At 54.8% G+C, this 19,308-nt stretch carries 27 protein-coding genes; 1 reads left to right on the top strand and 26 read right to left on the bottom strand.

Annotation, left to right across the window (positions count from 1 at the left end):
* Nucleotides 1–24: 24 nt before the first annotated feature.
* The 17 genes from VI26_RS02830 to VI26_RS02755 form a co-directional block, all read right to left on the bottom strand.
* Nucleotides 25–438 (bottom strand): hypothetical protein, encoded by a 414-nt coding sequence (locus tag VI26_RS02830; RefSeq protein WP_156183725.1) that lies wholly within the window; start codon nt 436–438, stop codon nt 25–27.
* Nucleotides 425–901: a hypothetical protein gene (locus VI26_RS02825; protein WP_048408235.1), complete on the bottom strand. Its 477-nt coding sequence runs from the start codon at nt 899–901 to the stop codon at nt 425–427. Before VI26_RS02825 ends, VI26_RS02830 begins: the two co-directional genes overlap by 14 nt.
* A complete protein-coding gene (locus VI26_RS02820) occupies nt 898–1,461 on the bottom strand; it encodes a hypothetical protein (protein WP_156183724.1) in 564 nt (187 codons plus the stop codon). The genes VI26_RS02825 and VI26_RS02820 overlap by 4 nt, the downstream gene beginning before the upstream one ends.
* Nucleotides 1,458–2,087, bottom strand: coding sequence for a hypothetical protein (locus VI26_RS02815; RefSeq protein WP_048408233.1), 630 nt, complete (start codon nt 2,085–2,087; stop codon nt 1,458–1,460). Before VI26_RS02815 ends, VI26_RS02820 begins: the two co-directional genes overlap by 4 nt.
* Nucleotides 2,084–2,548: a hypothetical protein gene (locus VI26_RS02810; RefSeq protein ID WP_048408232.1), complete on the bottom strand. Its 465-nt coding sequence runs from the start codon at nt 2,546–2,548 to the stop codon at nt 2,084–2,086. The genes VI26_RS02815 and VI26_RS02810 overlap by 4 nt, the downstream gene beginning before the upstream one ends.
* Nucleotides 2,545–2,727, bottom strand: coding sequence for a hypothetical protein (locus VI26_RS24260; protein ID WP_156183723.1), 183 nt, complete (start codon nt 2,725–2,727; stop codon nt 2,545–2,547). Before VI26_RS24260 ends, VI26_RS02810 begins: the two co-directional genes overlap by 4 nt.
* A gap of 198 nt (nt 2,728–2,925) precedes the next feature.
* Nucleotides 2,926–3,381 carry an SUKH-3 domain-containing protein gene (locus tag VI26_RS02805; RefSeq protein ID WP_053074196.1) on the bottom strand — a complete coding sequence of 152 codons (456 nt, stop codon included), beginning with the start codon at nt 3,379–3,381 and terminating at the stop codon, nt 2,926–2,928.
* Nucleotides 3,382–3,413: 32 nt separating this feature from the next.
* Nucleotides 3,414–3,707 (bottom strand): hypothetical protein, encoded by a 294-nt coding sequence (locus VI26_RS02800; RefSeq protein WP_156183722.1) that lies wholly within the window; start codon nt 3,705–3,707, stop codon nt 3,414–3,416.
* 43 nt (nt 3,708–3,750) lie between these two features.
* Nucleotides 3,751–4,182 carry a hypothetical protein gene (locus VI26_RS02795; RefSeq protein WP_048408231.1) on the bottom strand — a complete coding sequence of 144 codons (432 nt, stop codon included), beginning with the start codon at nt 4,180–4,182 and terminating at the stop codon, nt 3,751–3,753.
* Between the two features lie 35 nt (nt 4,183–4,217).
* Complete coding sequence (locus VI26_RS02790; RefSeq protein ID WP_048408230.1) at nt 4,218–4,745, bottom strand: hypothetical protein; 528 nt, start codon at nt 4,743–4,745, stop codon at nt 4,218–4,220.
* A gap of 48 nt (nt 4,746–4,793) precedes the next feature.
* Complete coding sequence (locus VI26_RS23065; RefSeq protein WP_053074194.1) at nt 4,794–5,339, bottom strand: SMI1/KNR4 family protein; 546 nt, start codon at nt 5,337–5,339, stop codon at nt 4,794–4,796.
* Nucleotides 5,340–5,418: 79 nt separating this feature from the next.
* The gene (locus VI26_RS02780; RefSeq protein WP_048408229.1) at nt 5,419–6,033 is read right to left on the bottom strand and encodes a hypothetical protein; all 615 of its coding nucleotides are present in this window, start codon (nt 6,031–6,033) and stop codon (nt 5,419–5,421) included.
* Nucleotides 6,034–6,254: 221 nt separating this feature from the next.
* The gene (locus tag VI26_RS02775) at nt 6,255–6,680 is read right to left on the bottom strand and encodes a hypothetical protein (protein ID WP_053074193.1); all 426 of its coding nucleotides are present in this window, start codon (nt 6,678–6,680) and stop codon (nt 6,255–6,257) included.
* A 37-nt stretch (nt 6,681–6,717) separates the two neighbouring features.
* The gene (locus tag VI26_RS02770) at nt 6,718–7,248 is read right to left on the bottom strand and encodes a hypothetical protein (RefSeq protein ID WP_156183721.1); all 531 of its coding nucleotides are present in this window, start codon (nt 7,246–7,248) and stop codon (nt 6,718–6,720) included.
* A 65-nt stretch (nt 7,249–7,313) separates the two neighbouring features.
* Nucleotides 7,314–7,736, bottom strand: a complete 423-nt coding sequence (locus VI26_RS24775) for an NTF2 fold immunity protein (RefSeq protein ID WP_048408227.1) — start codon at nt 7,734–7,736, stop codon at nt 7,314–7,316.
* A 233-nt stretch (nt 7,737–7,969) separates the two neighbouring features.
* Complete coding sequence (locus VI26_RS02760; protein ID WP_048408226.1) at nt 7,970–8,299, bottom strand: hypothetical protein; 330 nt, start codon at nt 8,297–8,299, stop codon at nt 7,970–7,972.
* 2 nt (nt 8,300–8,301) lie between these two features.
* Nucleotides 8,302–8,667 carry a hypothetical protein gene (locus VI26_RS02755; RefSeq protein ID WP_048408225.1) on the bottom strand — a complete coding sequence of 122 codons (366 nt, stop codon included), beginning with the start codon at nt 8,665–8,667 and terminating at the stop codon, nt 8,302–8,304.
* A gap of 505 nt (nt 8,668–9,172) precedes the next feature.
* On the opposite strand from VI26_RS02755, the gene VI26_RS02750 reads away from it, so the two are divergent.
* On the top strand, nt 9,173–9,496 hold the full coding sequence (locus tag VI26_RS02750) for a DUF1484 family protein (RefSeq protein WP_156183719.1): 324 nt from the start codon (nt 9,173–9,175) through the stop codon (nt 9,494–9,496).
* 348 nt (nt 9,497–9,844) lie between these two features.
* Here the strand turns inward: VI26_RS02750 and VI26_RS02745 are convergent, their stop codons facing one another.
* From VI26_RS02745 to VI26_RS02725, 9 genes are all read right to left on the bottom strand, one after another.
* Nucleotides 9,845–10,150: a hypothetical protein gene (locus VI26_RS02745; RefSeq protein ID WP_048408223.1), complete on the bottom strand. Its 306-nt coding sequence runs from the start codon at nt 10,148–10,150 to the stop codon at nt 9,845–9,847.
* 20 nt (nt 10,151–10,170) lie between these two features.
* Nucleotides 10,171–10,875, bottom strand: a complete 705-nt coding sequence (locus tag VI26_RS24250; RefSeq protein ID WP_156183718.1) for a hypothetical protein — start codon at nt 10,873–10,875, stop codon at nt 10,171–10,173.
* Between the two features lie 250 nt (nt 10,876–11,125).
* Entirely contained in the window at nt 11,126–11,422 is a 297-nt protein-coding gene (locus VI26_RS23565; RefSeq protein ID WP_082150851.1) for a hypothetical protein, read from the bottom strand.
* Between the two features lie 110 nt (nt 11,423–11,532).
* Complete coding sequence (locus VI26_RS24245) at nt 11,533–11,706, bottom strand: hypothetical protein (protein WP_156183717.1); 174 nt, start codon at nt 11,704–11,706, stop codon at nt 11,533–11,535.
* Nucleotides 11,707–11,885: 179 nt separating this feature from the next.
* Nucleotides 11,886–12,542, bottom strand: a complete 657-nt coding sequence (locus VI26_RS24240; protein ID WP_156183716.1) for a hypothetical protein — start codon at nt 12,540–12,542, stop codon at nt 11,886–11,888.
* A gap of 9 nt (nt 12,543–12,551) precedes the next feature.
* On the bottom strand, nt 12,552–12,815 hold the full coding sequence (locus VI26_RS02740; protein WP_048408222.1) for an RHS domain-containing protein: 264 nt from the start codon (nt 12,813–12,815) through the stop codon (nt 12,552–12,554).
* Between the two features lie 263 nt (nt 12,816–13,078).
* Entirely contained in the window at nt 13,079–13,735 is a 657-nt protein-coding gene (locus VI26_RS24235) for an imm11 family protein (protein ID WP_156183715.1), read from the bottom strand.
* A 7-nt stretch (nt 13,736–13,742) separates the two neighbouring features.
* Nucleotides 13,743–18,332: an RHS repeat-associated core domain-containing protein gene (locus VI26_RS02730; protein WP_053074192.1), complete on the bottom strand. Its 4,590-nt coding sequence runs from the start codon at nt 18,330–18,332 to the stop codon at nt 13,743–13,745.
* Between the two features lie 15 nt (nt 18,333–18,347).
* The coding region (locus VI26_RS02725) for a DUF2345 domain-containing protein (RefSeq protein WP_048408220.1) at nt 18,348–19,308 on the bottom strand (961 nt) is incomplete at its 5' end.

Raw genomic sequence — 19,308 nt, 5'->3', positions numbered from 1 at the left:
GCGCGGCAATATCGCCAGCGTGGCTCATCCGGCGGCGAACAGATACAAGCCATCCTCGCGGTCTTGCAGATCCAGGGTGGCGCCCGCCGCATTGAAAAAAACCGTAATGTCCTTGCTGCCGTTGGCGGCCCAGACGCTGCGGATGAAGCGCGGGATGTCGATGACTTCGGCTTGAAGGCAATAGGGGCGCTCAAAGGGCAGGAGAATGCAGGGCGCATGGCGTTCAAAGATCCGGACCAGCGCGCGCAGCGTTGCCGTTTCATCCTCCGGGGCCAGCTTTTGCAGCGGCTTCGCTTCGAGATGACAGTATTGGCGTAGGAATTCACGGTTCTTGGCGAAACCGCCGGCCGGGATGGGCTGGACCGAGCCGCAAGCCAGTCCGGACAGCTGTTTCAACCAGTGTCTGGCGCGGTGTTCGACTAATTTATCGCTCAGCATGCTCTAGGGGCTTCGTGGGGGCGCCGCTGGCTTGGCTGCGGCCGAAGTCCATATATCCCTCGCTGCACAGGCATAGGCACCAACTGGCTTGTTCATCGAAAAAATAGTGATGCTGAGGAATATTGGCTAACAGTGTTTCACCAAGAGCCAGCAGCGAGTTGTGCTGCCATCGGCTGGTGAACGACAGGGCATTGTCGTTGAGGTAGAAAACCGGCGCAGACGGGCTGTTATCCGGCAGATATTGGCGCAGGAAGCCTGCTCGTTCCACGCTGGCATCGCCGTTGAGGACGAGGCTGGTCGCGCTCACATGATCCAGGGTTTGGCTCCAGTCTATCTTGCTGCCCAGGAAGGAAAAGCGTCGCAGCAGCCGATTCATCGGCTCCTCTGAGTCGAGGATGGCGATTTGACCGGTATGAATTTCGCGCTGAAACAAAGTGTGGAAGCAAGCGGCAAAGTAAGTCATGGCGCTAGCGGCTTATCGTGTTCTTGGGGTGAGGCGGCAAGATGCTGGCCCCAGTGCGACAGCTCATATTCCACGCCATCGAACATGTCGTTTTCCGGCTGCGGCAAGGCGGCCTGAGTGCTCAGCGCCACGCCGGCCTGGCCATCAGGCAAGGCGCAGGCGAAGAAGGGCAGGGATGGGAGCGACATGGAGTACAAGAAAGACAGGGCTTCGCGGTAGCTGGTCTCGATCACGGGCAGATCCAGAATCAGATAATAGCCCTGGTCCGGGTAGGCGCTGCCCTGGTAGTTTGAGACGCAGAGATGGATGGGCGAGGCGCAATGGCTGGCGGCTTGCAAGCGCTCGCGCAGCAGCTCAAACGCCTGCTCCGGCTGCGTGCTGATTAGGCGCACATGGCTTTGGGCCTGGCGCATGGTGGCCTTGAGCCAGGTGGACGCCTGCTCCACGCTCAATGGCCTGCCGTTGGCGAATAATGGCCCGAGGAACGGATGGCTGTTAGCCGCGTGTTCAAGATTCCTTCTCCAGCGCTGCTGGATTCTCAATTCGTCGGCCCGCTTCATCTTTGTTCTCCGGATGCGCTGCTTCCGAATAGGACGCTTAGCTTGCGGCAGCGCCTGGCCGCGGTCTTATCGCGTAGCAACTGTGGCAGCGAGTAGCCGTGCAGCAGCCTGGCGCTGTAGGTGGCGATGCGTTTTTGGCGGGTGGACTCATCAAAGAAAAAATCGCTCTCGATGGTGCGGATATAGTGATTGCCCGCGCCGGCCCTGTCGGCGGCGTGAAACTGCAGCACGATGCCCTCGTTGATGAGGAGCGCCCCGTTTTCCCCGGTGGCGTCGAACAGCAGCTCCAAGCGGCAGCCACCTAGCTCGGGGTCGTGCTGGAGGGTGTGGGCGATCTTGTCCAGCCTCAGCCCTTGAGCGAAGGCCAGGCCATTGCCCATGGCCAGCCCGTTGCGGGTGTAGATTTTGATTTCCGCGTCCAGCACCCTGCGCTGATGGCGCAAGCAGATGCTGCTTGAATACATGCCGTCGCCGTCCTGGCCCTCGAAGTCGAAGCCGTGTTCTAGCAGCAGGGAACACGGCTGCCGCGCCGTGGCGGGGTGGAGCAGGGTTTTCGAATAGCCGTCGCGGATGAACTCCCGCAGCAAGTCAAAAAATGGATGCCGTGGATAAGGTTTGTGCTTCATGGTCGTCTGCTCGCCACCAGATGTTGAGGCGAGTCGATATCGATGGCGATGGCAAGGCCAGCGGTTGAACATAGCAGAATCTCGGTGCCGGCGCAGGGGATGAGCGCGTCGAAAGGATTGGACTCCTGCAGTAATAGCGCCCATTTGAAGCTGCGGTCCGCGGCCAGGCAGACTGCGCAGCCATCCGCGCCATAAGAGCCTCCCCCTATCAGGCAAAACCCCATCTGGGCGGGCAGGCGGATTTCCTGGTGGAGGTCAAGATCGCAGACCCAAGTGGGATCTTCCCGCAGCAAGCGTCTGGCATCGAAGCGCGCGCCGGTTTCAAGCGCAAGCTTGGGCTCCCAATACAGCGCGAGCGCAATGGCGTGGCCGTCCGCCAAATAGAGGCCGTCCTTGATCGGTAGCTGCCGCCTGGCGATGGCGTCGGCGATTGAGTCGGACTCTGGTGCGGGCCGGTTCATGGTTTCTTTGCCCGCCACACGCGTGCCGCGGCCGGAAAGGACCAGCCTTCAAATTGCGCGATGAAGCCCAGCGCCTCAGCCACAGCCGGATCCTGAACCAGGGTGTAGCAATGATGTTGCGAGCCGGGAGAGGCGGGCGCTCCCGCATCGGCCGCGGAATAGATCAATACGGTTTTCATGGGTGGTGTGGCGTGATGGCTGCGATGGCATTACGGTTCAACGGCATGTTCTGCAAAACAAGGCGCGGCTACGGGACCATGACGTTTAGAGAGGCTAACAAAGTTCCTGATGCTGTGTTGCGCCGACTTGCCGTACTCAAGTACTGCCTGTGTCGGCGCGCCTTGCCTCAGCCGTGAAACTGACAATGTTAGCCGCTCTTAATGCTGGAGGATGAGGAAGTCCCGGTTGAAAATGATGTTTTCCAGCGCCGCGACGACATCGGCGCCAATCCGGCAGAAGAAGCCATCATAGCCGGCGTAGACCGCGCCGTCCTCGGCAATGAGATAACTGAGGTGCCTGGCATAGCCTTGCCCCACCGGCAGCAGCTTTTGCCCGATCAAGGGCTGGTAGACCTCCAGCGCCCAGAGGCGATCAAAGCCCCGGGTGGCCTGGATGGCGTCAAAACAGGACTCGTCATCCGCGTCTCCGTTCCATGAGCGGTGGCTCAAGGCAATGCCATGGAAGCTCTGGATGAAATGCACGCCGGCCGGGAACACAGTGTAGCCGTCCTGTTCCCAAGCCAGGATGGCCGCTTGCGGCGCGATGTTTCGGCCGGCTTGCCAGCCATGAGCGGCCAGAATGGCCGCGCTGGCGGCCGGGAAGGCGTAACGCATAAGGTTTTCTTTCCGCAAGACGGAGCGTGTGCTCAGCCGTATAAATATTCGAAGAAGTTCAAACTGCCCTCCGCGCCCAGAAATGGGGACGTCGCGGAGCAAAAGTCCTCGGAGAACGCGCCGCTCACCTCGCCGTCCGCGTCGAACACCTCAAAGACTTGATACTTGCCGTAGATCAGATCCACCATGGCGGCCAGCGCATGGAGGAGGGCGGGCAGCGAGGCGGCAATCCGCAGCAGCGTGCCGGCTTCGTGCGGGGCCCAGATGAGCGTTTGTTCCGGCCGCAGCTCCGCGATAATGGGTCGGCCTCCGCCGATATCATCCATGATCACCAGGCTGTTAGCCGGCCAGTGGGCCGGCGGCAGCGCCTCATTTCCGCGCGGAGAGTAAGCCGTTTGCGCCGCAAGATCGTTTGCCTGCATTACGTGTTGCCGAGTCGGCGATATCCGCGTCCTCATCCTTGGCCAGAGACTGCAAGATATCCAGCGGCGTCTTTTTGTTCGCCGCGATGGACTGGCGTACGGTGGCCGCCGGATCTTGAGACAGCAGGATAAACAATTCGCGGGACAATCTTCTTTTGGTGGCGACAAACTGTCGAATATCCGGGCCATAGTTGCATAGCTCGGCCAGGATTTCAACGGGCACGGTTTTATTATGCGCAACCCACCGCCGGTAGTCGGGATAACGTTGAATCAAGTCCCTCCACACCGCTAGCGGCGCCTCTTCAAAGGCGGAACGGTCATATTCTTCCTTATTATCGCTATCACGCAGGGCAATGAATTCTTCCGCGGAGTGGATCATTTTGGCCTTTCTTATTCTCAGCGCCGCTTGCCGGCCTATTTCATCAGCGAGAATGGCTTGAACTTTATCTTTAAGCGGCGCTGTTCGCACAATATCTTGAAGGACTCGGTGACAAAAAAGAATTGAGGCAGATTCGCGTCCCGGACGATCAAATCCTCCCGCCGGATGTCGGCATCTTTTCGTATCTGAATTTTATAATCATCCACTCTCTCGAATATCGGTTTTCTATTCAAGATTCGGCCCGCGAACATCTCTATGCTGCCGGCGCCAACACGGGTCTTGCAGGGGTGTAAGCTCATCTGTGCTGTTAGCGCTTCACCGATGCAGGCGCTGGCCAGAACAGAAAAGATGGGCAGGCTGATGCTGGGCTCGAAGTAGTCATAATCCGCCATGCTCTCTTCCTGGAAAAAAGCCTGCGCGTTGGCTTGTAGCGCGCGACCGTTTTCTAGACCTTTATTGCCCATGCCAAGCAGGAAGAAATCGAGGATGGCTCCATCGGGATCTTTGATATCCAGCAGCGAGTGTTCGCTCTGTGTGGTGCTGAACATGCTGTAAATCTTCATCGGCTCTCTTTCGTCCGCTTGCCAGGGACGGGCTTGCGGTTTCACTTTTCAACAGAGTGACTGCTGCAGCAAGCGCTCCAGCTCGCTAAAGCTGCTGGCAAGCTTGAGCATATTGTCCCAGCAAGCCTCAACCGTGCAGTCGGCCTCATTGTCATGATTCCAGTAATAAATATGCCCGGAGTCCACTTGGCTGCCATTCAACAGCAATAAGCTGCCGCTGGAATCATGAGCAATTGGAAGCAAGCCATGCGGAATCCGGCCCTGATATAAAGTGCTGGCGTAGTCCAGGGTACAGGCTTCCAATGGGCTGGAATAGGCATAAAAATACTGTATCGAGATACTCTGAGTTTGAAGTCGGAGCGAGCCAGGCTCAGGCCTCCCGCCGTTATGCTGGCTTAGGAAATCCAGATAGTCTTGCGGGATTTTCAGCTTTCTGGCGCTAAAGTAATCGAGCAATACCGCTAGTGTCGGCCTGGCTTGGTCATGATAAGCCTCCAGCAACTGCCGTTTTTGCCTCTTGTCATACTTGATGCCATGTTTAAGCAAGAGCTCCATTTCCGCAGGGCCAACTCCCAGTGGCAGATAAGCCGCCATATTCGCTTCCTATTGGTGGTATCACAGGCATGGTTGGTGCTGAGCCGAGCCAGGCAAAACAATAAGTCTGTCTGGGGGACTATGGGAAAAACACGGTTCCAAAATCCTGCACCGGAACCAGCGTAACGCCTGGCCGGTCAAGGATGTCGGCGATGCTTTCATGCGCCAACAGCCAGCCCTCGGTGGTGGCACCCATTTTAAACAGCCTGCGCTGGCTCAACGGAATGGAGGCCAAGGTCTGGGCGCAAAGCTGATAGCTAACCACCTCATAGCGCAGATCGGCAAAGCCGCTTAAAGGCTCCGGTGCATAATATGACAAGCTTCTGTCCCAGCAATCCAGCGAGCGGGTGAAGGTCAAAAAGTAATAATCATCATGCCGCTGGCCCTTGTGGTCGCAGTAGCTGGCGGCCTGCGGTACGAGGCCGGGCAGCTCCATGGCGGCCAGCCGCTGATATATCGCATGCTTGACCGCGATATCCGAGCCATGAAACAGAATCTCCGGCGGGCTATCACTGAATATGCCTTTATTGCTTTCAGTCTGCGCGCCGTTGATGAATTGCAGCGGCAGCGCGCTAGCCGGCAGCGCTTGAGAGCTGTAGGCCAGGTCCGCGGTGGCGGCATCCGCCGCAAGAATCGGGCGGTTCTCCGCGCTTTGGTAGCAAATGAAGTAGTACTCGGAGTCGTAATGGCTCATGCGGAGGCACCGGCTTGGAGGGTGGGGGGGACTAAGTTGCCGGCTAGGATTCTAGCGTATATGCGGGAGGCACTGCTTAAGAGCCTGTTTACGATCTGCTACGCGTCGTGGAGCGTTACGCGGAGAGTACAGTTTCGAAATGCTGATGTATCAACCGTACATTTCGCTTTCTCAGCCACAACGCCTTGTCTCGCCCTGGCTCGCGAGACTTTGAACGGGCGCTAAGAAAAGTAGGAAATTAGAAAGCTGTTGAAGTCTTTCCATCTCGCAGTGTGGGTGCCTTGCCTCAGTGAGGGAATCTCCTCGAAGTTTACGTCCAGCACCGCTTCACTGCTCTTGTCATACAGATACATGCCTTCGCTTTCATCTGTCGTCAGTGCGAGATAGTGAACTGGAATGCCATAAACGCTTTGTATGTGTTCAGTCTGATCCGGTATGGCGGGTATCACTAAAGCCACGATATCCAGTAACTCTGGCTCATCATTTGGGCTAATGAATGCTCCTTGGTACTTCATGTAGAACTCTCCAAACTGAGAGCGCTCACTTATCCCAAGGTGTTTTAATGCGGCTGCCGCGAGGGAAGGGTGGGAGCGGAAAACCTCTCCCTTTTGAGCGGCCAAGTAAATGCCCACGGCGATTGGAATCATCCTGAATATAGATCCTGGTTGAGCTTTGCGTTTGAATTCACATGATGGAGGGAGGGCTAAAAGAGATGATTTTCCCCACCGGCTGAGCATGGTTTTTCTCAGGAAAGACAGTGTAGCCGCAAGGAATCCTGCCCTGTTTGTATATATCTAACAGGCGGCTGAAAAGCATTCTTTTGATACTTATCCGCTTTACAAAATATTCCTCAATAATGATATGGCTAATGTCATAGCCAATATCATCGGCTAAACTTTTCAGTCCATGTGCTTGTTCAAACTGTCTTAGTTTAGGCGCTATTCTTTCGTCAAAAAACAGACGGGCCGCTTTGGCGACGCTATTCCATTCCTGATATTGATTCTGAAACTTCTTATTAAGAGTCAGGCTCAATTGTGCCGCCGCTTCGCTCCTGACACTTTCCCATTCTTCAGATCGAATCCTGTGCTCAAAGCTTTCGAGGCTATTGCAAAATGTCCCATTCGATTCGAGCGCCGGGTGGCTTGACGTAACATTTTCGAAGAAGGGGACGGTATCCATCATTTGTAAGATGACGGGTAATATGCTTTTTTCCATTTTGATTTAATCACGCCATGTTTGGGGTGGCAGCGTTATAACTAGTCATTGCCGATGGTGCACCGCTATATGGAATTCTTTTTTGTCCAGTTGACACCATCAATGCTTTGAAGCGCTTTGTCAATTTTGAAGTTATCTTTTTTCAGGAAAATAAGGTACTTTGAGTAACGGTTTTGTTGCTTTCTACTTATTGTAATGGTTTCAAACTTGGTGGGCGTGATTTCCGTACAGGAGATCGCCTCCTGATCATAGAGGCGAGGTCTCCCGACCCCTAGTGTCTCCAGCTTGGCCTGTCCAATTGTATTAAAAGCCGTTTCCGTTAGATAAGGTTGCAATATGAGCTCAAGTTTGGCTCTAGACTCCAGGCAGACGGCATCAATATGGCTACCGCTAGATATGTTCTCTATTTTTTTCTTTTCTGCATAATGCCAGTCTTCCCATTCGAGCATTTCCGTCAGAAAGTTGGAGGTGAATTCTATGGGGGACATTGGAAAGCGCCTATAGGGAGGATGGTGTGGTGTGTTTGAATTTCGTAAGGTATGGGTGGACTCTAATTCGGCATGCTCCATGATCTGCAGGCGAGGCACTGAACTTGATTTTTTCCATCCTGCGCTTTCTGAATATGAGCAAATGCAAGGTAATGACAGATTTGTACTTGATATGAAGCGCCGGATGCCTATGAGCGAACCAATGTATAACCGCTTGCCAACTGGGCTGTCTTTTAGATCTCCTTCCATACATCTTCAAAGCCGTATGGGTCCACCATGAATTTATAGCCGGGTTCCAAGCAAAGATACTTCATCACTTCCGGCAAGTATTCATTAAGGTGACTAAGATGCATGGGTTTGAAAAAATCTGGCGCTTCCGAGAAGTCTCCGCAGTAGAAAAACCAGGATATATTGTCACCATCTTGTTTGAAGGTTCTGATGCCGCGTATGGGGAGTTGACCAATTGTTTCGAGCGCAATGGCGATCATCTCACCGTCATCTGGCGCAATTATTTCTGATGAATATTTTTGGCAAATCTCAATTTGTTCTTGGCTGTTTTGCATGCTTATTCTGCTGAAGGTGATTGTTTTTTGTTTTTTATCTCAGTGATAAATCTGCTTGATATGGCATCTAGGTATGGGGTGATTGTTTTTCTTACATTTTCTTTGGGAGATTGGATCGCACTGAAGTCGTCCGCTATAATCTCTCCGTCTGGTGTGCATATCTCCAATGCAATCGTTACAGTGCTTTCATCAAAGCCGCCTTCAATAAGTAGCTCGATTTCAAGCGGAAGCACCGAGATATAAGCGGTAAAATTATTTTCCCCCCAAAAATAAGCGCCGTGGTTGATGTGAACTTCTGAGAAGCTGAACTCTACGCTGTCGGCTATTTCTGCGGTGATTCCTAGCATTTGTTCCTTGATAATATCCATTATGTTCTGCCGTTTTCAACAGTCACTTCATAAGGCTCAAGTAATTAGCCGCTTCATCTCTATGATGGAGGCTGTAGTGTAGCTTGGATTCTTGGTGCCGGGCGTGGCTGGTGGCGATCGCGTTGATTGTGTGTGTCTGACTTCAGTTGCAGTGGTCGATCATCCGCTGACGCCAGCTTTAGCCCGATACTTGTACGCCGCAGATGATGTCTGCGTGGAGTGGGGGACGTCGGCCCCTTGCCTCCCGGCCCCAAGCACGTGATAATCCTGCTGTGCTGTGGTTTAGCACCGGAATTAGCGTTCCGAAGCAAGAAGGCGGACAGCCGCCACATGCGGCATTTTTTACGTCCGTGACACCATTGCTACGTCCTTTTCTCTGGCGGGCCATGGTGGGAGCGTGCTTGCACGCGCCGGATCCTTCTTGCCGGTAACGCTAATCCCGCCATGTGCCCGCCGCCTCCGGTTAGCGTCGGAGAGTGGGCTTAATGCTCAAGAAGGAGTCACCATGACTAGCACCACTCAATCCCCTCATCTTCCCACGCTGTCTAACTTGCTGCGCCAATTGCACGCCCTGCGCCAGCAACATCCCGCACTGCAGCCGCTTGACCCGCTATTGCAGCAGCTAGACAAATACTGCGAGCATTTCCAGCAGAGTGCCCGTCTGATCTGCCTGGAACTCAGCCAGGTCAGCAGCGCCATGGCCGGTCTAACGATGATGTTGGACCAATCCAACCTCGATACGCTGGACAGCGAACAGATGTATTGCTTGCTGGAACCACTCGCCCGCCGCTTGCAACAGACCTCGATGCAAATGCAAGAACTGGCCTAAGCACCCAAACGACCAAAGCCCCGGATGGGGCTTTGGTTTTGTTGTGGCCGGGCTTTCACTGGCGGCGTTGTATCCGTCCACGGCCGCACGCGTTTGCCATGACCCCCTTGTGGATGGATGCCGCCACTATGATTCCCGATCCCTGATTCAGGCCAGGTCGTTTATTGCCAGCGCCAGTGAGGCTGACTTGTCGGGCTGAGCCTGTGGTGTGCTGTGTGCTCAGGTTGGCCTGGGTCTTGGCGGTGTGGCGGTCCAGCGGGTTGTAGTGGTAGTCGCAACTGGTGACTGATTAGGCAAGTTCTTTTGATTCAAATTTACATCAATTAATATTTATGTTGCTAGCTATGTTTAAACGGTGATATCTCTTGCCAAATTGGAGAGGAGCAAGGCAGTTTTGTATATGTTCTCCGACATTGCGATTTGCTTCTTCTCATTCTTATGCCAATCCGCACTTGTTATTAGACTGGCCTGCATATCAATCAGAACGTTTACAATCTCCATTGGCAATGATGCGGTTCCCTTGTATTTTGCTATCAATTGATTAGTGCTGTTGATGGCTTGCTTGATCTCTGTATCCGTGATGCCTGCATTTGATCTGGCATTTAGGATCAATGTGGTGATGTCATCAATCCAAATTTGATCTGTATTGATCATAAATTTTCCTTGCTGCAGCCCTATCTTGAATGATTGGTCTGCGCATTCTTCCATATGGTGATGTCAGGCTCTCCATCTCTTCCCTTGGTTGTAATGCTTTCCACTTTTTCATCATCCATATAGTGTAAATCATAGCGGATAGTGCTTTGGTGTCGAGATCCCAATACGTAAATATGATTAACTAAGTTTTTTTCATTAAAGGAGAAAGCCTTAAAGCCGTAGTCGCCTCGGGTGGATATGCCTACGCTTATTTCAAGGTTTTCGGATAGTTTATTAATGGTAGTCAGTGAGACAAGTTCAGGTTTCTTGCTTGGCTTGTCAGTAAAATCATAATGATGTGTTCGACGAATAAGGATTTCAGAGTCTTTATATGAGATAAGGTTTGCCGTTAGCCTTACAAGGTCAGGCTCTTGTTTCTCAGAATCTATCGTTAGAACCAGTCTGTTGTCGATGAAGCCCGCGCTTTCAGCGCCATTTCTTCTAGCCTCTAATGGCGATATGTACTTTTTTTGCAGCGGTTTTCCTGGGTTTTCTTCCAAGAGTTCGTTGAAGAACCGTTCCGGTGTGTAAAACACTCCACGCGAGTACTTCCACTCTGTAATGTTGCTTATGGTGCGAATGGCGCTGTCTAGCTCTTCCGAGTTGTTTTTTAATGCGGCGAGTTCATTGACTAAATTGTCTTTTATTTTTTTGATGTCATCAATGTTTGGGAAGCTAGTGTCCACTTCATATCTCCTAGCAATACTCAATAATTTTATGTTAGGTGTTTACTAGTATTTGGCTCGTGCCTTGTAGTATATTTTCAATATTTCCCCGTGGGTTCTGCTCACAATTTTAGTGCTCGTTGGATTGGCTTTGCACTTATGTCAATCGTTAGTCAACCTTATTCGAGGGACTGCGCCTAAGGGAGGGTGACTGAGCTACTGCGGTAGACCTGCCTCACAGAAACCGGGATGCTTTATGCATGACCCATTTTCATTCTGAAGCTATTCGCTGTGAAACTGCAGAGCCCCAAGCAGTTTCGAATTCGGTTTTTGTTATTTCCGCGGCAATAAACTCATCTTCCTGGTTTATCTCTTCGATTGTTGGTATTTTTTGATCCGCAAGTATGGATGCTCCAAATTCGCCGGCTTCAGATGCATAGCCAATGACTTGGCCATCTTTCATGATTTCTATTTTTCTGACTTCATAAGATGAGTCATCAATTTCTTGGTAAATATTGGATGGCTCATCCTGATGGTTATGATTCCAGATTGTCTTTAAATATTTCATTGGCTATACCCATTCGCTCATGATGAATAGTATGGTCTACGCCGGTGCTAGGCTGGGCTAGGTGTCTGCGAGAACTTCGCATGTCTGGCTTCAGGCTTGGTCGTCCACTTTCAGTACCAGTGTGCGATGTCGTCGGTCAACACCCGTGGGCTGCCCAGGTGGTCGGTGTGGTAGGAGTACACCGCCGTCGGTTCGCTGGGTTCCGGCGCGGGTTTGCGCAGCGGGCCCAGGTCGGAGTCGTAGGGTCGGTACTGGTTCCAGTTGGGCTCTTTGACGCCGCGCATGATGTCGGTTGTAGATCGAAGCAAAAAATAGTTAGGCGGGGTGGCAAGACAGCCGGTGCGCTGGCTTTGCGAGGAGGTCTCGCAATTAGATCGATAGCATATTAGTCATGAGTTAAGGCTGTCGTTGCACGATATTCAGTGGGCTCGAAAAACTCGGGGCTAGCAGCCGGCCGGTTAAATTACTTCTTCCAGATTATCCTTTCTGTTCCATCTTTTGATGGGGAGCTTATATTAATTAAATCCCCATTTTGATTGTAATTGAAATTTCTTACCCCTTGAGCTGACCATGAATTGCCCCATAGTAAAACTTCTTTGATTTTTTTGTCACTATATTTATAGACGGTGATTAAGAACTCATCTGCGTCACTGACATTTATGAAAACGGAGTCGCTCTGCTCTTGAAAGCTGCCAATAAGCCCCTGTAGGGTTGTCCGTTTTATTTGCTCATCTTTTATAAGATACTCGATATTTAAATGGAATTTGAATTTTTCGTCGTGTAAAAAGTAGGTTATCGGAATGATGGATTTAATTTCGGATGGATGAATGGTTAATTTTAATGTATTTTTTTCAAAGCCGTGGCTGTAGTACCCATCTAGCTTGGCTTCAAATGGGTCCGAGTACGTTTTTTGTAAAACTCGTCCTGGCTTTCTTCCGTTGATTTCATTTAGGTACGGTTGAGGGTCAAGATTGTCAGCCGTGGAATAAACCCACTCTTTAATAGAGTGAATCTCTTCCGGGATGTGATTCAGTAGTGAATCTTGTATTTTGAATTGATGAAAAGCTTCTTTTAATTGATCTGCTGCTTGTAGTAGCTCTGGGGTTCCTTTTATATTCATGATTTTTCCTTAGCAGCAACATGCATGAGTGACTTTCCAAGAGCCGCTTTCCATTTGTTCGTCGGTCAGCGCCTGCGGCGTGCCCAGGTGGTCTGTGTGGTAGTAGTACACCGCCGTCGGTTCGCTGGGTTCCGGCGCTGGTTTGTGCAACGGGTCCAGGTCGGAGTCGTAGGGACGGTACTGGTCCCTGCTGGGCACTTTGATGCCGCGCACGGCTTCGGTGTGGACCAGGGCCAACGACACGAAGCTGTCCGGTTCAAACAGATAATACACCGCTTGTTCATCGCGGGTCTCGAAGGCCAGTACGTCGCCGTCCCAGCCGTAGAGCGTGGTCTGGCCGGCCTGGGTTTTGGCGATGCGATGGCTGGCAGCTTACGGCAGTTGTGATGCCTGGAGTTGCTTATCTAGAAAACAATCAGAATACCGAATAAATGGCAAAGTTACGGTTCTGAATCGTAACTAGGAAGATGGCAAATATTAATGTAGGCACCGATAGTGTTGGAAGTGCATTTCGGTTTATCGGTTACTAACTTTCCTTACACGGGAGTGTATTTCATGCTCCCTCTTTCAATGTCTTCTTGAGAGTTTAATTTGACCGTTTCGATGTCAATAAATGTTACGCCCTTAATGCCTTCATTTTCCATTGCGGATTTAAGGTGCTCTGAGGCGATTAGGCTAAATTGATTGGGGGAAGTGTCGAACATGTCAAACAAATCGAGGTTGATGTTGTCTTTAAATTTTATAGTCTCAAACATCTCGCCGAATTCACCTGCTACTTTACTTGCTTTGTAGTCAACTATTTCTTTCTTGCTTATTCTGCGTGTTTTAGCGGCGTAATATTTTTTGCCTTGTATTGTTTCTCCTGACCTATTTAGATAAGCGACCGGGGCTAGCTCAACAAGGCTTGTTTTGAATGAGGGTAAAATAGTGGCTAGCTTGTCACTGATAATATAAAAGTGGACAGAGCCACGCCTAATATCGTATGCGTATGACTGGTCTTCGACTACCAAGGATAGGTCTCTGGGAAATGGAGGAAGTGTTCCGCCAAATTTTTTAGGGCCGGCATACCAAGGTAGTTTGCCGTAATTTTCTTTATAACTCCCGTTCTGGAAATCATTAACAAGATATGCATAAAAAAATCCAGAAGGACACCCTGCTTCTTCTTTCATCGCCATGATAAAATATTTTGTCATACTTTCCTCAGTTTAGTCTTTCTGGACATTGCCCAGTTGCTAATGGTGATCGCATCTGAGCTCTTCTTCGATCTTGTATTCTGCCGATTCTCATTCTGGCATCTGCTGCAGAAATATTTCCAGATTCATAATTGAATTTAACTTGGTCTACCTCTGCTTCGACTGATGCTGAATAATTTTTGTGTGAGCCATTATGGTAGTACTTGCGATTCATCGAATTGGCACCGTTCGCACTATCTGGCATTAGAACGCCATTTGAGCGGTGATCTCGCATTTTAGACATTCCAATATTATCAAAGAACTCTTCATTTTTGTTCCAAACTTCTTGAGGGATAATATGTTGGGCTTGCTTTTTATCTCCTTTAACGCCTGCAAGCCCTTTGTCTAGAGTGCAGCTTCCGCCTTTCTTTTTGAGTCCCCATGGATCCAACCATTCAACTGGGTTAGGGGCGTAGCTAAAGAGGTTTGCTCCTCCGAACAACCCAATCGGATCCCGCGAAATAAACCGCCCGATCTCCGGATCATAGTAGCGGTGGCGGTTGTAGTGTAGGCCGGATTCTTCATCCTGATACTGGCCCTGGAAACGGAAGGGGTTGCGGATGCCGGCCTTGCTGGCGGCGTCGGCGATGACTTCGCGCGCTTGCCCCCAGGCCTGGTAGTCCATCTCCAGCGCCAGCGCGCCTTGTTCGTCGGTCAGTGCCTGCGGCGTGCCCAGGTGGTCGGTGTGGTAGTAGTACACCGCCATCGGTTCGCTGGGTTCCGGCGCGGGTTTGCGCAACGGGTCCAGGTCGGAGTCGTAGGGCCGGTACTGGTTCCAATTCGGCACTTTGACGCCGCGCACGGCTTCGGTGTGGACTTGGGCCAGCGGCACGAAGCTGTCCGGCTCAAACAGATAGTGCACTGCTTGTTCGTCCCGGGTTTCGAAGGCCAGCACGTCGCCGTCCCAGCCGTAGAGCGTGGTCTGGCCGGCCTGGGTTTTGGCGATGCGGCGGCCCAGCGGGTCGTAGTGGTAGTCGGTGCGCTGGCCGTCCGGCGTGGTCAGGCGGGACAGGCGGTTGTGGCTGTCCCATTCCAGCTTGGTGAGCGCGCCGTTGACGCGCTTTTCCACCAGGTTGCCGCGGCTGTCGTAGCGGTAGTGGCGGCCGGCGTACTGGCTGAGCAGGTTGCCCAGCAGGCTGTTGTGCTGGTGGCCGTCGGCGGCCGGGGCGTTGTCCAGCAGGTTGCCGGCCGGGTCGAAACGGAAGCTTTCCACGCCCTTGGGAGTAGCGGCTTCCAGTAGGCGGCCCACCGGGTCGTAGCGGTAGTTGAGCTGGCCGGCGCGGCTGTCGGCGATGCCGGTGAGCTGGCCGGCGGCGTCGTACTGGTATTGGCGGTTCCACTGGGTGCTGCCCATCAGCCGCTGGCTGGCAAGGCGGCCGGCCTTGTCGTAGCTCTGGTGCTGTTGCAGCGCATTGCCCAATACGCGCTGGGTTTCGCGGTGCAGCTTGTCGCGCTCCAGGTTGACGATGTCGCGCTGGCCAAACAGCAGGCCATGCACGTGGCCGCTGCCATAGCTGAGGATGTCCACGCGGCGGCCGTCCGGGCGCACGCTGGCGACGCGGTTGCCCAGCGGGTCGTGCTCATGCTGCCAGCGGTAGGTTTCCTTGACGCCGGCCACGCTGTAGCCGTGGTGTTCTTCCACCAGATTGCCCACCGGGTCGTAGATCCAGCGCAGGCTGGCGTAGCGGTTCTTGGCCTGGTATAGCCTGCCGGCGGCGTCGTAGCCGAAGCTTTCCTTGCTGTTCGGCGCGCTGCGCTCGATCAGGCGGCCGGCGCGGTCGTAGCGGTAGTCGGTGACGATATCGCCTTCTTGCTGCTTTTCCAGCTGGCCGGCCAGGTTGTAGTGGTAGCGGGTGGCGCTGCCGTCAAAACCGGTTTCCGAAATCAACTGGCCGCCGGCATCGTATTCGAACAGGTAGTGGCGGTGGTTTTCATTGCGCAGCGCGGTCAGCCGGCCCAGCTTGTCGTATTTGTAGGCCAGGCTGTGGCCGTTGGCGTCGGTGCGGGTCTGCAGCCGGCCGGCCTGGTCGTAGTCGTAATGGGTGGCACGGCCCAGCGGGTCGGTCAGCTTGAGCAGGCGCGCTTCGGCGTCGTGTTCGAGCTGGGTGGCCTGGCCGTCCGGCTGGACGATGGCTTGCAGGGTGCCGTTGGCCGCGTACTGGTAGCGGGTGGCGCTGCCCATCGCGTCGACGATCAACTGCGCGCGGCCGCGTTCGTCGTACTGCCACTGGGTGGCGCTGCCGGAGCAGTCGGTATAGCTCTGCAGCAGGCCGTCCGGGCGGTAGGCTATCTGCTTCTTGCCGCCCTTGGCGTCGGTGATGGCCACCGGCAGGCCCTGTTCGTTGTAGGCGTACTTGGTCTTGTGGCCCAGCGGGTCGGTTTCCTCGATCAGCTGGCCCTTGTCGTCGTAGGCGCGCAGCCATTTTTCGCCGAGCGGATCGGTGATTTCCACCAGATTGTCCTCGGCGTCGTAGGCAAAAGCGACTTCGCTGCCGTCGCGGCGCTCGTGCAGCACCATATTGCCCTTGTCGTCGTAGGTGAAGCTGTCTTGCGAGCCGTCCGGGAAGATGTGATTGACCAGGTTCTTCTGGGCGTCGTAGTCGAACCATTCTTCCTTGTGGTCCGGGTAGACGATGCGGTAGTTGTAGCCCTTGTCGTCGAAGTAGTACTCGGTGGTGCGGCCGTAGGCGTCGGTGACGTAGGTGAGGTCGATATTGTCGTCCCAGGCCAGGCGGATGTCCTGGCTGCCATCATCGGCGTATTCGCGCACGGCGCGCGCGTCCAGGTGGCTACCGTCCCATTCCAGGTGGATGCCGCGGCCGGTGCGGTCGCTGTAGCGGGTCAGCAGGTGGTGCTGGTATTGGTAGCTCCAGCTTTGGCCGTTTTCATCGCTGGCGGCCAGCAAGTCGCCGGCGTCCGCGGCCAGCGGCGTGATCTCGCTGTATTGGTATTGCGCCAGCGTGCGCAGCGGCAGGCCGGTTTCCGGGTTTTGCAGGCTGACGCGGACGATGCGGCCGTGCTTGTCATGCGCCAGGTCCACCACATGGCCGGCACTGCTGACTAGCTGGATCAGCCGGCCGTCTCGGAAGTTCATCGCGATGCTGTTGCCGGCGCGGTCCTTGATCAGCGCCAGGCGGAAGCTGTCGCCGTGGCGCTCGTACAGCTGCACCAGGTCGTGGCCGTAGGTCTGGGAGATCAGGGTGTCGGACAGGCGGCTGAGGGTGAAACCTTCCAGCTCGTCTTTCAGGGATTCGCCCACCGGCAGCAGCGGATAGTCCAGGGTGCGGCAGCTGTCGTCGTGGTGCTTCAGCGCTTCGCCTTCGATGTCGAAGCGCGCGCCGTAGGCCACGCCCCAGCGCGCACCCAGGTCGCCGCGGGCGTCGTTGCCGTCGAAGTTGGAGCGGTATTGCCGGGTCCAAATGATGGGCAGCACGCCGGGCAGGCTGAAGTCGGTGTGTTGCAGCGATTCTTCGCCCAGCACATAGCCGATGCTGTTGGGCGAGGCGGCGCAGGCGCATTTGGGCGGCGGTTTGATCTTGCCCTTGAAGCGGCTGGTGACTTCCTGATAAAGCTGCTGGGTGCCTTTCTTGGCCTTGTTGGTGACTTTGTTGGCCACCGCGGCGGCCTTTTTGGGCAGGTGTTTGAGAAAAGCTTCCAGCAGCTTGTTCAGCAAGGGCTTCAGGTGGCTGGAGTACATGGACAGCAGCTTGGCGGTGAGCTGGCCGGCCCAGGCCAGCAGGGTGCGGCCCAGGCTCAACATCATGCGGGCGGCGGCGCTGCCTTTCAGCGCCATGTCTATGCCCTTGGCCGCGGCCACGGTCATGCCGGCGGCGGCTTCTTTCTTGGCGTTGGCGGCGGCGCGGTTGAGCGCGTCCAGTTCCGCGCCCACCGATGCCCAGAAGCCTTGATTATTGGTTTTCTCCAGGTGGTATTTGACCGGCGCTTGCGGCACGTGCTGTTTGACGTAGCCGCTGAAGTTGCCGGAGCCCAGGCTGATCAGCAGATTGGCCAGGTCCGAGATGATGACCTTGCCCTTGCCGCCGCAGGTTTCCAGCGTGCTCTGCATTTTGCCGTCCACGTGCTTGACCCACTGGTCCGGCATATTGCGGAAGTCGGCCGGCAACATATTGGCCACTTTCTGGGTCAGCGAGGCGGACAGCTCCATTTTCAGCCAGTCGCCGCCGGCGCGGCGCACGCTGCTGGCGCACAGCTTCAGCGTGGGGCGCGCGCCCATTTTGAACAGCCCGCCGGCGGCCGGCACCACGCCCACCAGGTCCACGCCCAGAAACAGCCAGTCGAAGACATCGACTTCCTGCTTCTTCTTGCTCTTTTCCGACATCTCCATCAGGTCGACGATGACATCGCCCACCGAGATCAGGTTGCCGACGATGGGCACCGCGCTGCCTATGGTCTTGAGGCTGTCCACCGACAGATGCCCGTCGCTGATGCTTTGCAGCCATTGATCGAAAGTCTTGCCGGTTTGTTGGATGACTTGGGCTGCGTTTTGCGGCGTGCCGTTGATCACGGCGACGGGTTTGGCTTGGGCTGCGGTGCTCATGTCGAAGGAGGGCTCTTAAACGATATTCTTGATCATGCCGGCGGCGGAGGGGAGGGACGCGCCGGAGGCAAGTTGTTTGATGTCGCGCGCTTGTTGCAGCGCGGCCTGTGCTTGGGAGGCCATGGCCTTGGCCTGGTCCACCGCGCCCTTGGCCTGGGCCAGGTTTTGCGCCAGGCCGGCGGCGGCGGGCGGCAGCGCCTTGCCCACCAGGCTGCTTAGCTGCTTCATTGCTTGTTCTTGCACCGCCGCGCCCATCTTTTGCAGCACCGCTTCCGGCTGCGGCACAAAGGGGAAGATGTCCGCCTCGCTCTTGTGCGGACGGCCCAGGAATTGCACTTGCGCCGGCCCGGTGGGCAGGCCGTTGACCATGGCCTTGCCGGCCTCGTCCAGCACGCCGCGGTGTTTGACGCCCAATGCGTCGGTGACCACGAACTTGCCCTGATCCATGGAGAAGCCGTTGGCGAAATCGTGGATCACTTGCAGATTACCCATGCCGGGCTTGTTGAAGGTGGGCGTGGGCGTGCTGAGGCTGGCCGGGCCGCTGAGCGCGTGGCTGGCGCCCTTGACGCTGACTTCGCCCGGGCAGTGCACTTCGATATTGCCGCCCTTGAGCCGGATATAGCCGCCGCCGCTGGTGAGCAGGATTTCCTGACCGGCGGCGATTTCCACCTTGCCCTTGCAGGCGGTGACGGTCACATCCTTGTCCGCGGTGACCTCGATGCTGTCGCTCTGCGCTTGAACCTGCACCTTGCCCTTGGCGGCGATCAGCTTCAGCGCGATCTGGTCCTTGACCCCGGCGACGAACAGGCTGATGTGTTGGCCCACATTGTGAATCCAGCGCCGGCCGCTGGTCTGGTTAGTGTCGCGCTGCGCCACCAGGTCCAGATTGGTGCCGGCGGCCACGGTCTGGCTTTGCTGGCTCAGGCTGGCGATGCCGGCCGGGGCGGACAGAATAATCAGCGGTTGTTGACCGGCT

Origin of the sequence: Chromobacterium sp. LK1 (genome assembly GCF_001043555.1) — a bacterium.
GTDB lineage: Bacteria > Pseudomonadota > Gammaproteobacteria > Burkholderiales > Chromobacteriaceae > Chromobacterium > Chromobacterium aquaticum.
This window is presented reverse-complemented; position numbering and strand designations above follow the sequence as displayed.

Bases quoted from the DNA above. Each gene is read 5' to 3' on its own strand.
- VI26_RS02805 (WP_053074196.1), bottom strand. From the start codon at position 3,381: ATGCGTTACGCCTTCCCGGCCGCCAGCGCGGCCATTCTGGCCGCTCAT.
- VI26_RS02730 (WP_053074192.1), bottom strand. From the start codon at position 18,332: ATGAGCACCGCAGCCCAAGCCAAACCCGTCGCCGTGATCAACGGCACG.
- VI26_RS02820 (WP_156183724.1), bottom strand. From the start codon at position 1,461: ATGAAGCGGGCCGACGAATTGAGAATCCAGCAGCGCTGGAGAAGGAAT.
- VI26_RS24260 (WP_156183723.1), bottom strand. From the start codon at position 2,727: ATGAAAACCGTATTGATCTATTCCGCGGCCGATGCGGGAGCGCCCGCC.
- VI26_RS02745 (WP_048408223.1), bottom strand. From the start codon at position 10,150: ATGATCAATACAGATCAAATTTGGATTGATGACATCACCACATTGATC.
- VI26_RS02795 (WP_048408231.1), bottom strand. From the start codon at position 4,182: ATGATCCACTCCGCGGAAGAATTCATTGCCCTGCGTGATAGCGATAAT.
- VI26_RS02760 (WP_048408226.1), bottom strand. From the start codon at position 8,299: ATGCAAAACAGCCAAGAACAAATTGAGATTTGCCAAAAATATTCATCA.
- VI26_RS02830 (WP_156183725.1), bottom strand. From the start codon at position 438: ATGCTGAGCGATAAATTAGTCGAACACCGCGCCAGACACTGGTTGAAA.
- VI26_RS02800 (WP_156183722.1), bottom strand. From the start codon at position 3,707: ATGGATGATATCGGCGGAGGCCGACCCATTATCGCGGAGCTGCGGCCG.
- VI26_RS02825 (WP_048408235.1), bottom strand. From the start codon at position 901: ATGACTTACTTTGCCGCTTGCTTCCACACTTTGTTTCAGCGCGAAATT.
- VI26_RS23065 (WP_053074194.1), bottom strand. From the start codon at position 5,339: ATGGCGGCTTATCTGCCACTGGGAGTTGGCCCTGCGGAAATGGAGCTC.
- VI26_RS02780 (WP_048408229.1), bottom strand. From the start codon at position 6,033: ATGAGCCATTACGACTCCGAGTACTACTTCATTTGCTACCAAAGCGCG.
- VI26_RS02755 (WP_048408225.1), bottom strand. From the start codon at position 8,667: ATGGATATTATCAAGGAACAAATGCTAGGAATCACCGCAGAAATAGCC.
- VI26_RS02815 (WP_048408233.1), bottom strand. From the start codon at position 2,087: ATGAAGCACAAACCTTATCCACGGCATCCATTTTTTGACTTGCTGCGG.
- VI26_RS02750 (WP_156183719.1), top strand. From the start codon at position 9,173: ATGACTAGCACCACTCAATCCCCTCATCTTCCCACGCTGTCTAACTTG.
- VI26_RS02770 (WP_156183721.1), bottom strand. From the start codon at position 7,248: ATGGAAAAAAGCATATTACCCGTCATCTTACAAATGATGGATACCGTC.
- VI26_RS24245 (WP_156183717.1), bottom strand. From the start codon at position 11,706: ATGCGCGGCGTCAAAGAGCCCAACTGGAACCAGTACCGACCCTACGAC.
- VI26_RS23565 (WP_082150851.1), bottom strand. From the start codon at position 11,422: ATGAAATATTTAAAGACAATCTGGAATCATAACCATCAGGATGAGCCA.
- VI26_RS24775 (WP_048408227.1), bottom strand. From the start codon at position 7,736: ATGTCCCCCATAGAATTCACCTCCAACTTTCTGACGGAAATGCTCGAA.
- VI26_RS02810 (WP_048408232.1), bottom strand. From the start codon at position 2,548: ATGAACCGGCCCGCACCAGAGTCCGACTCAATCGCCGACGCCATCGCC.
- VI26_RS24235 (WP_156183715.1), bottom strand. From the start codon at position 13,735: ATGACAAAATATTTTATCATGGCGATGAAAGAAGAAGCAGGGTGTCCT.
- VI26_RS02775 (WP_053074193.1), bottom strand. From the start codon at position 6,680: ATGATTCCAATCGCCGTGGGCATTTACTTGGCCGCTCAAAAGGGAGAG.
- VI26_RS24240 (WP_156183716.1), bottom strand. From the start codon at position 12,542: ATGAATATAAAAGGAACCCCAGAGCTACTACAAGCAGCAGATCAATTA.
- VI26_RS02790 (WP_048408230.1), bottom strand. From the start codon at position 4,745: ATGAAGATTTACAGCATGTTCAGCACCACACAGAGCGAACACTCGCTG.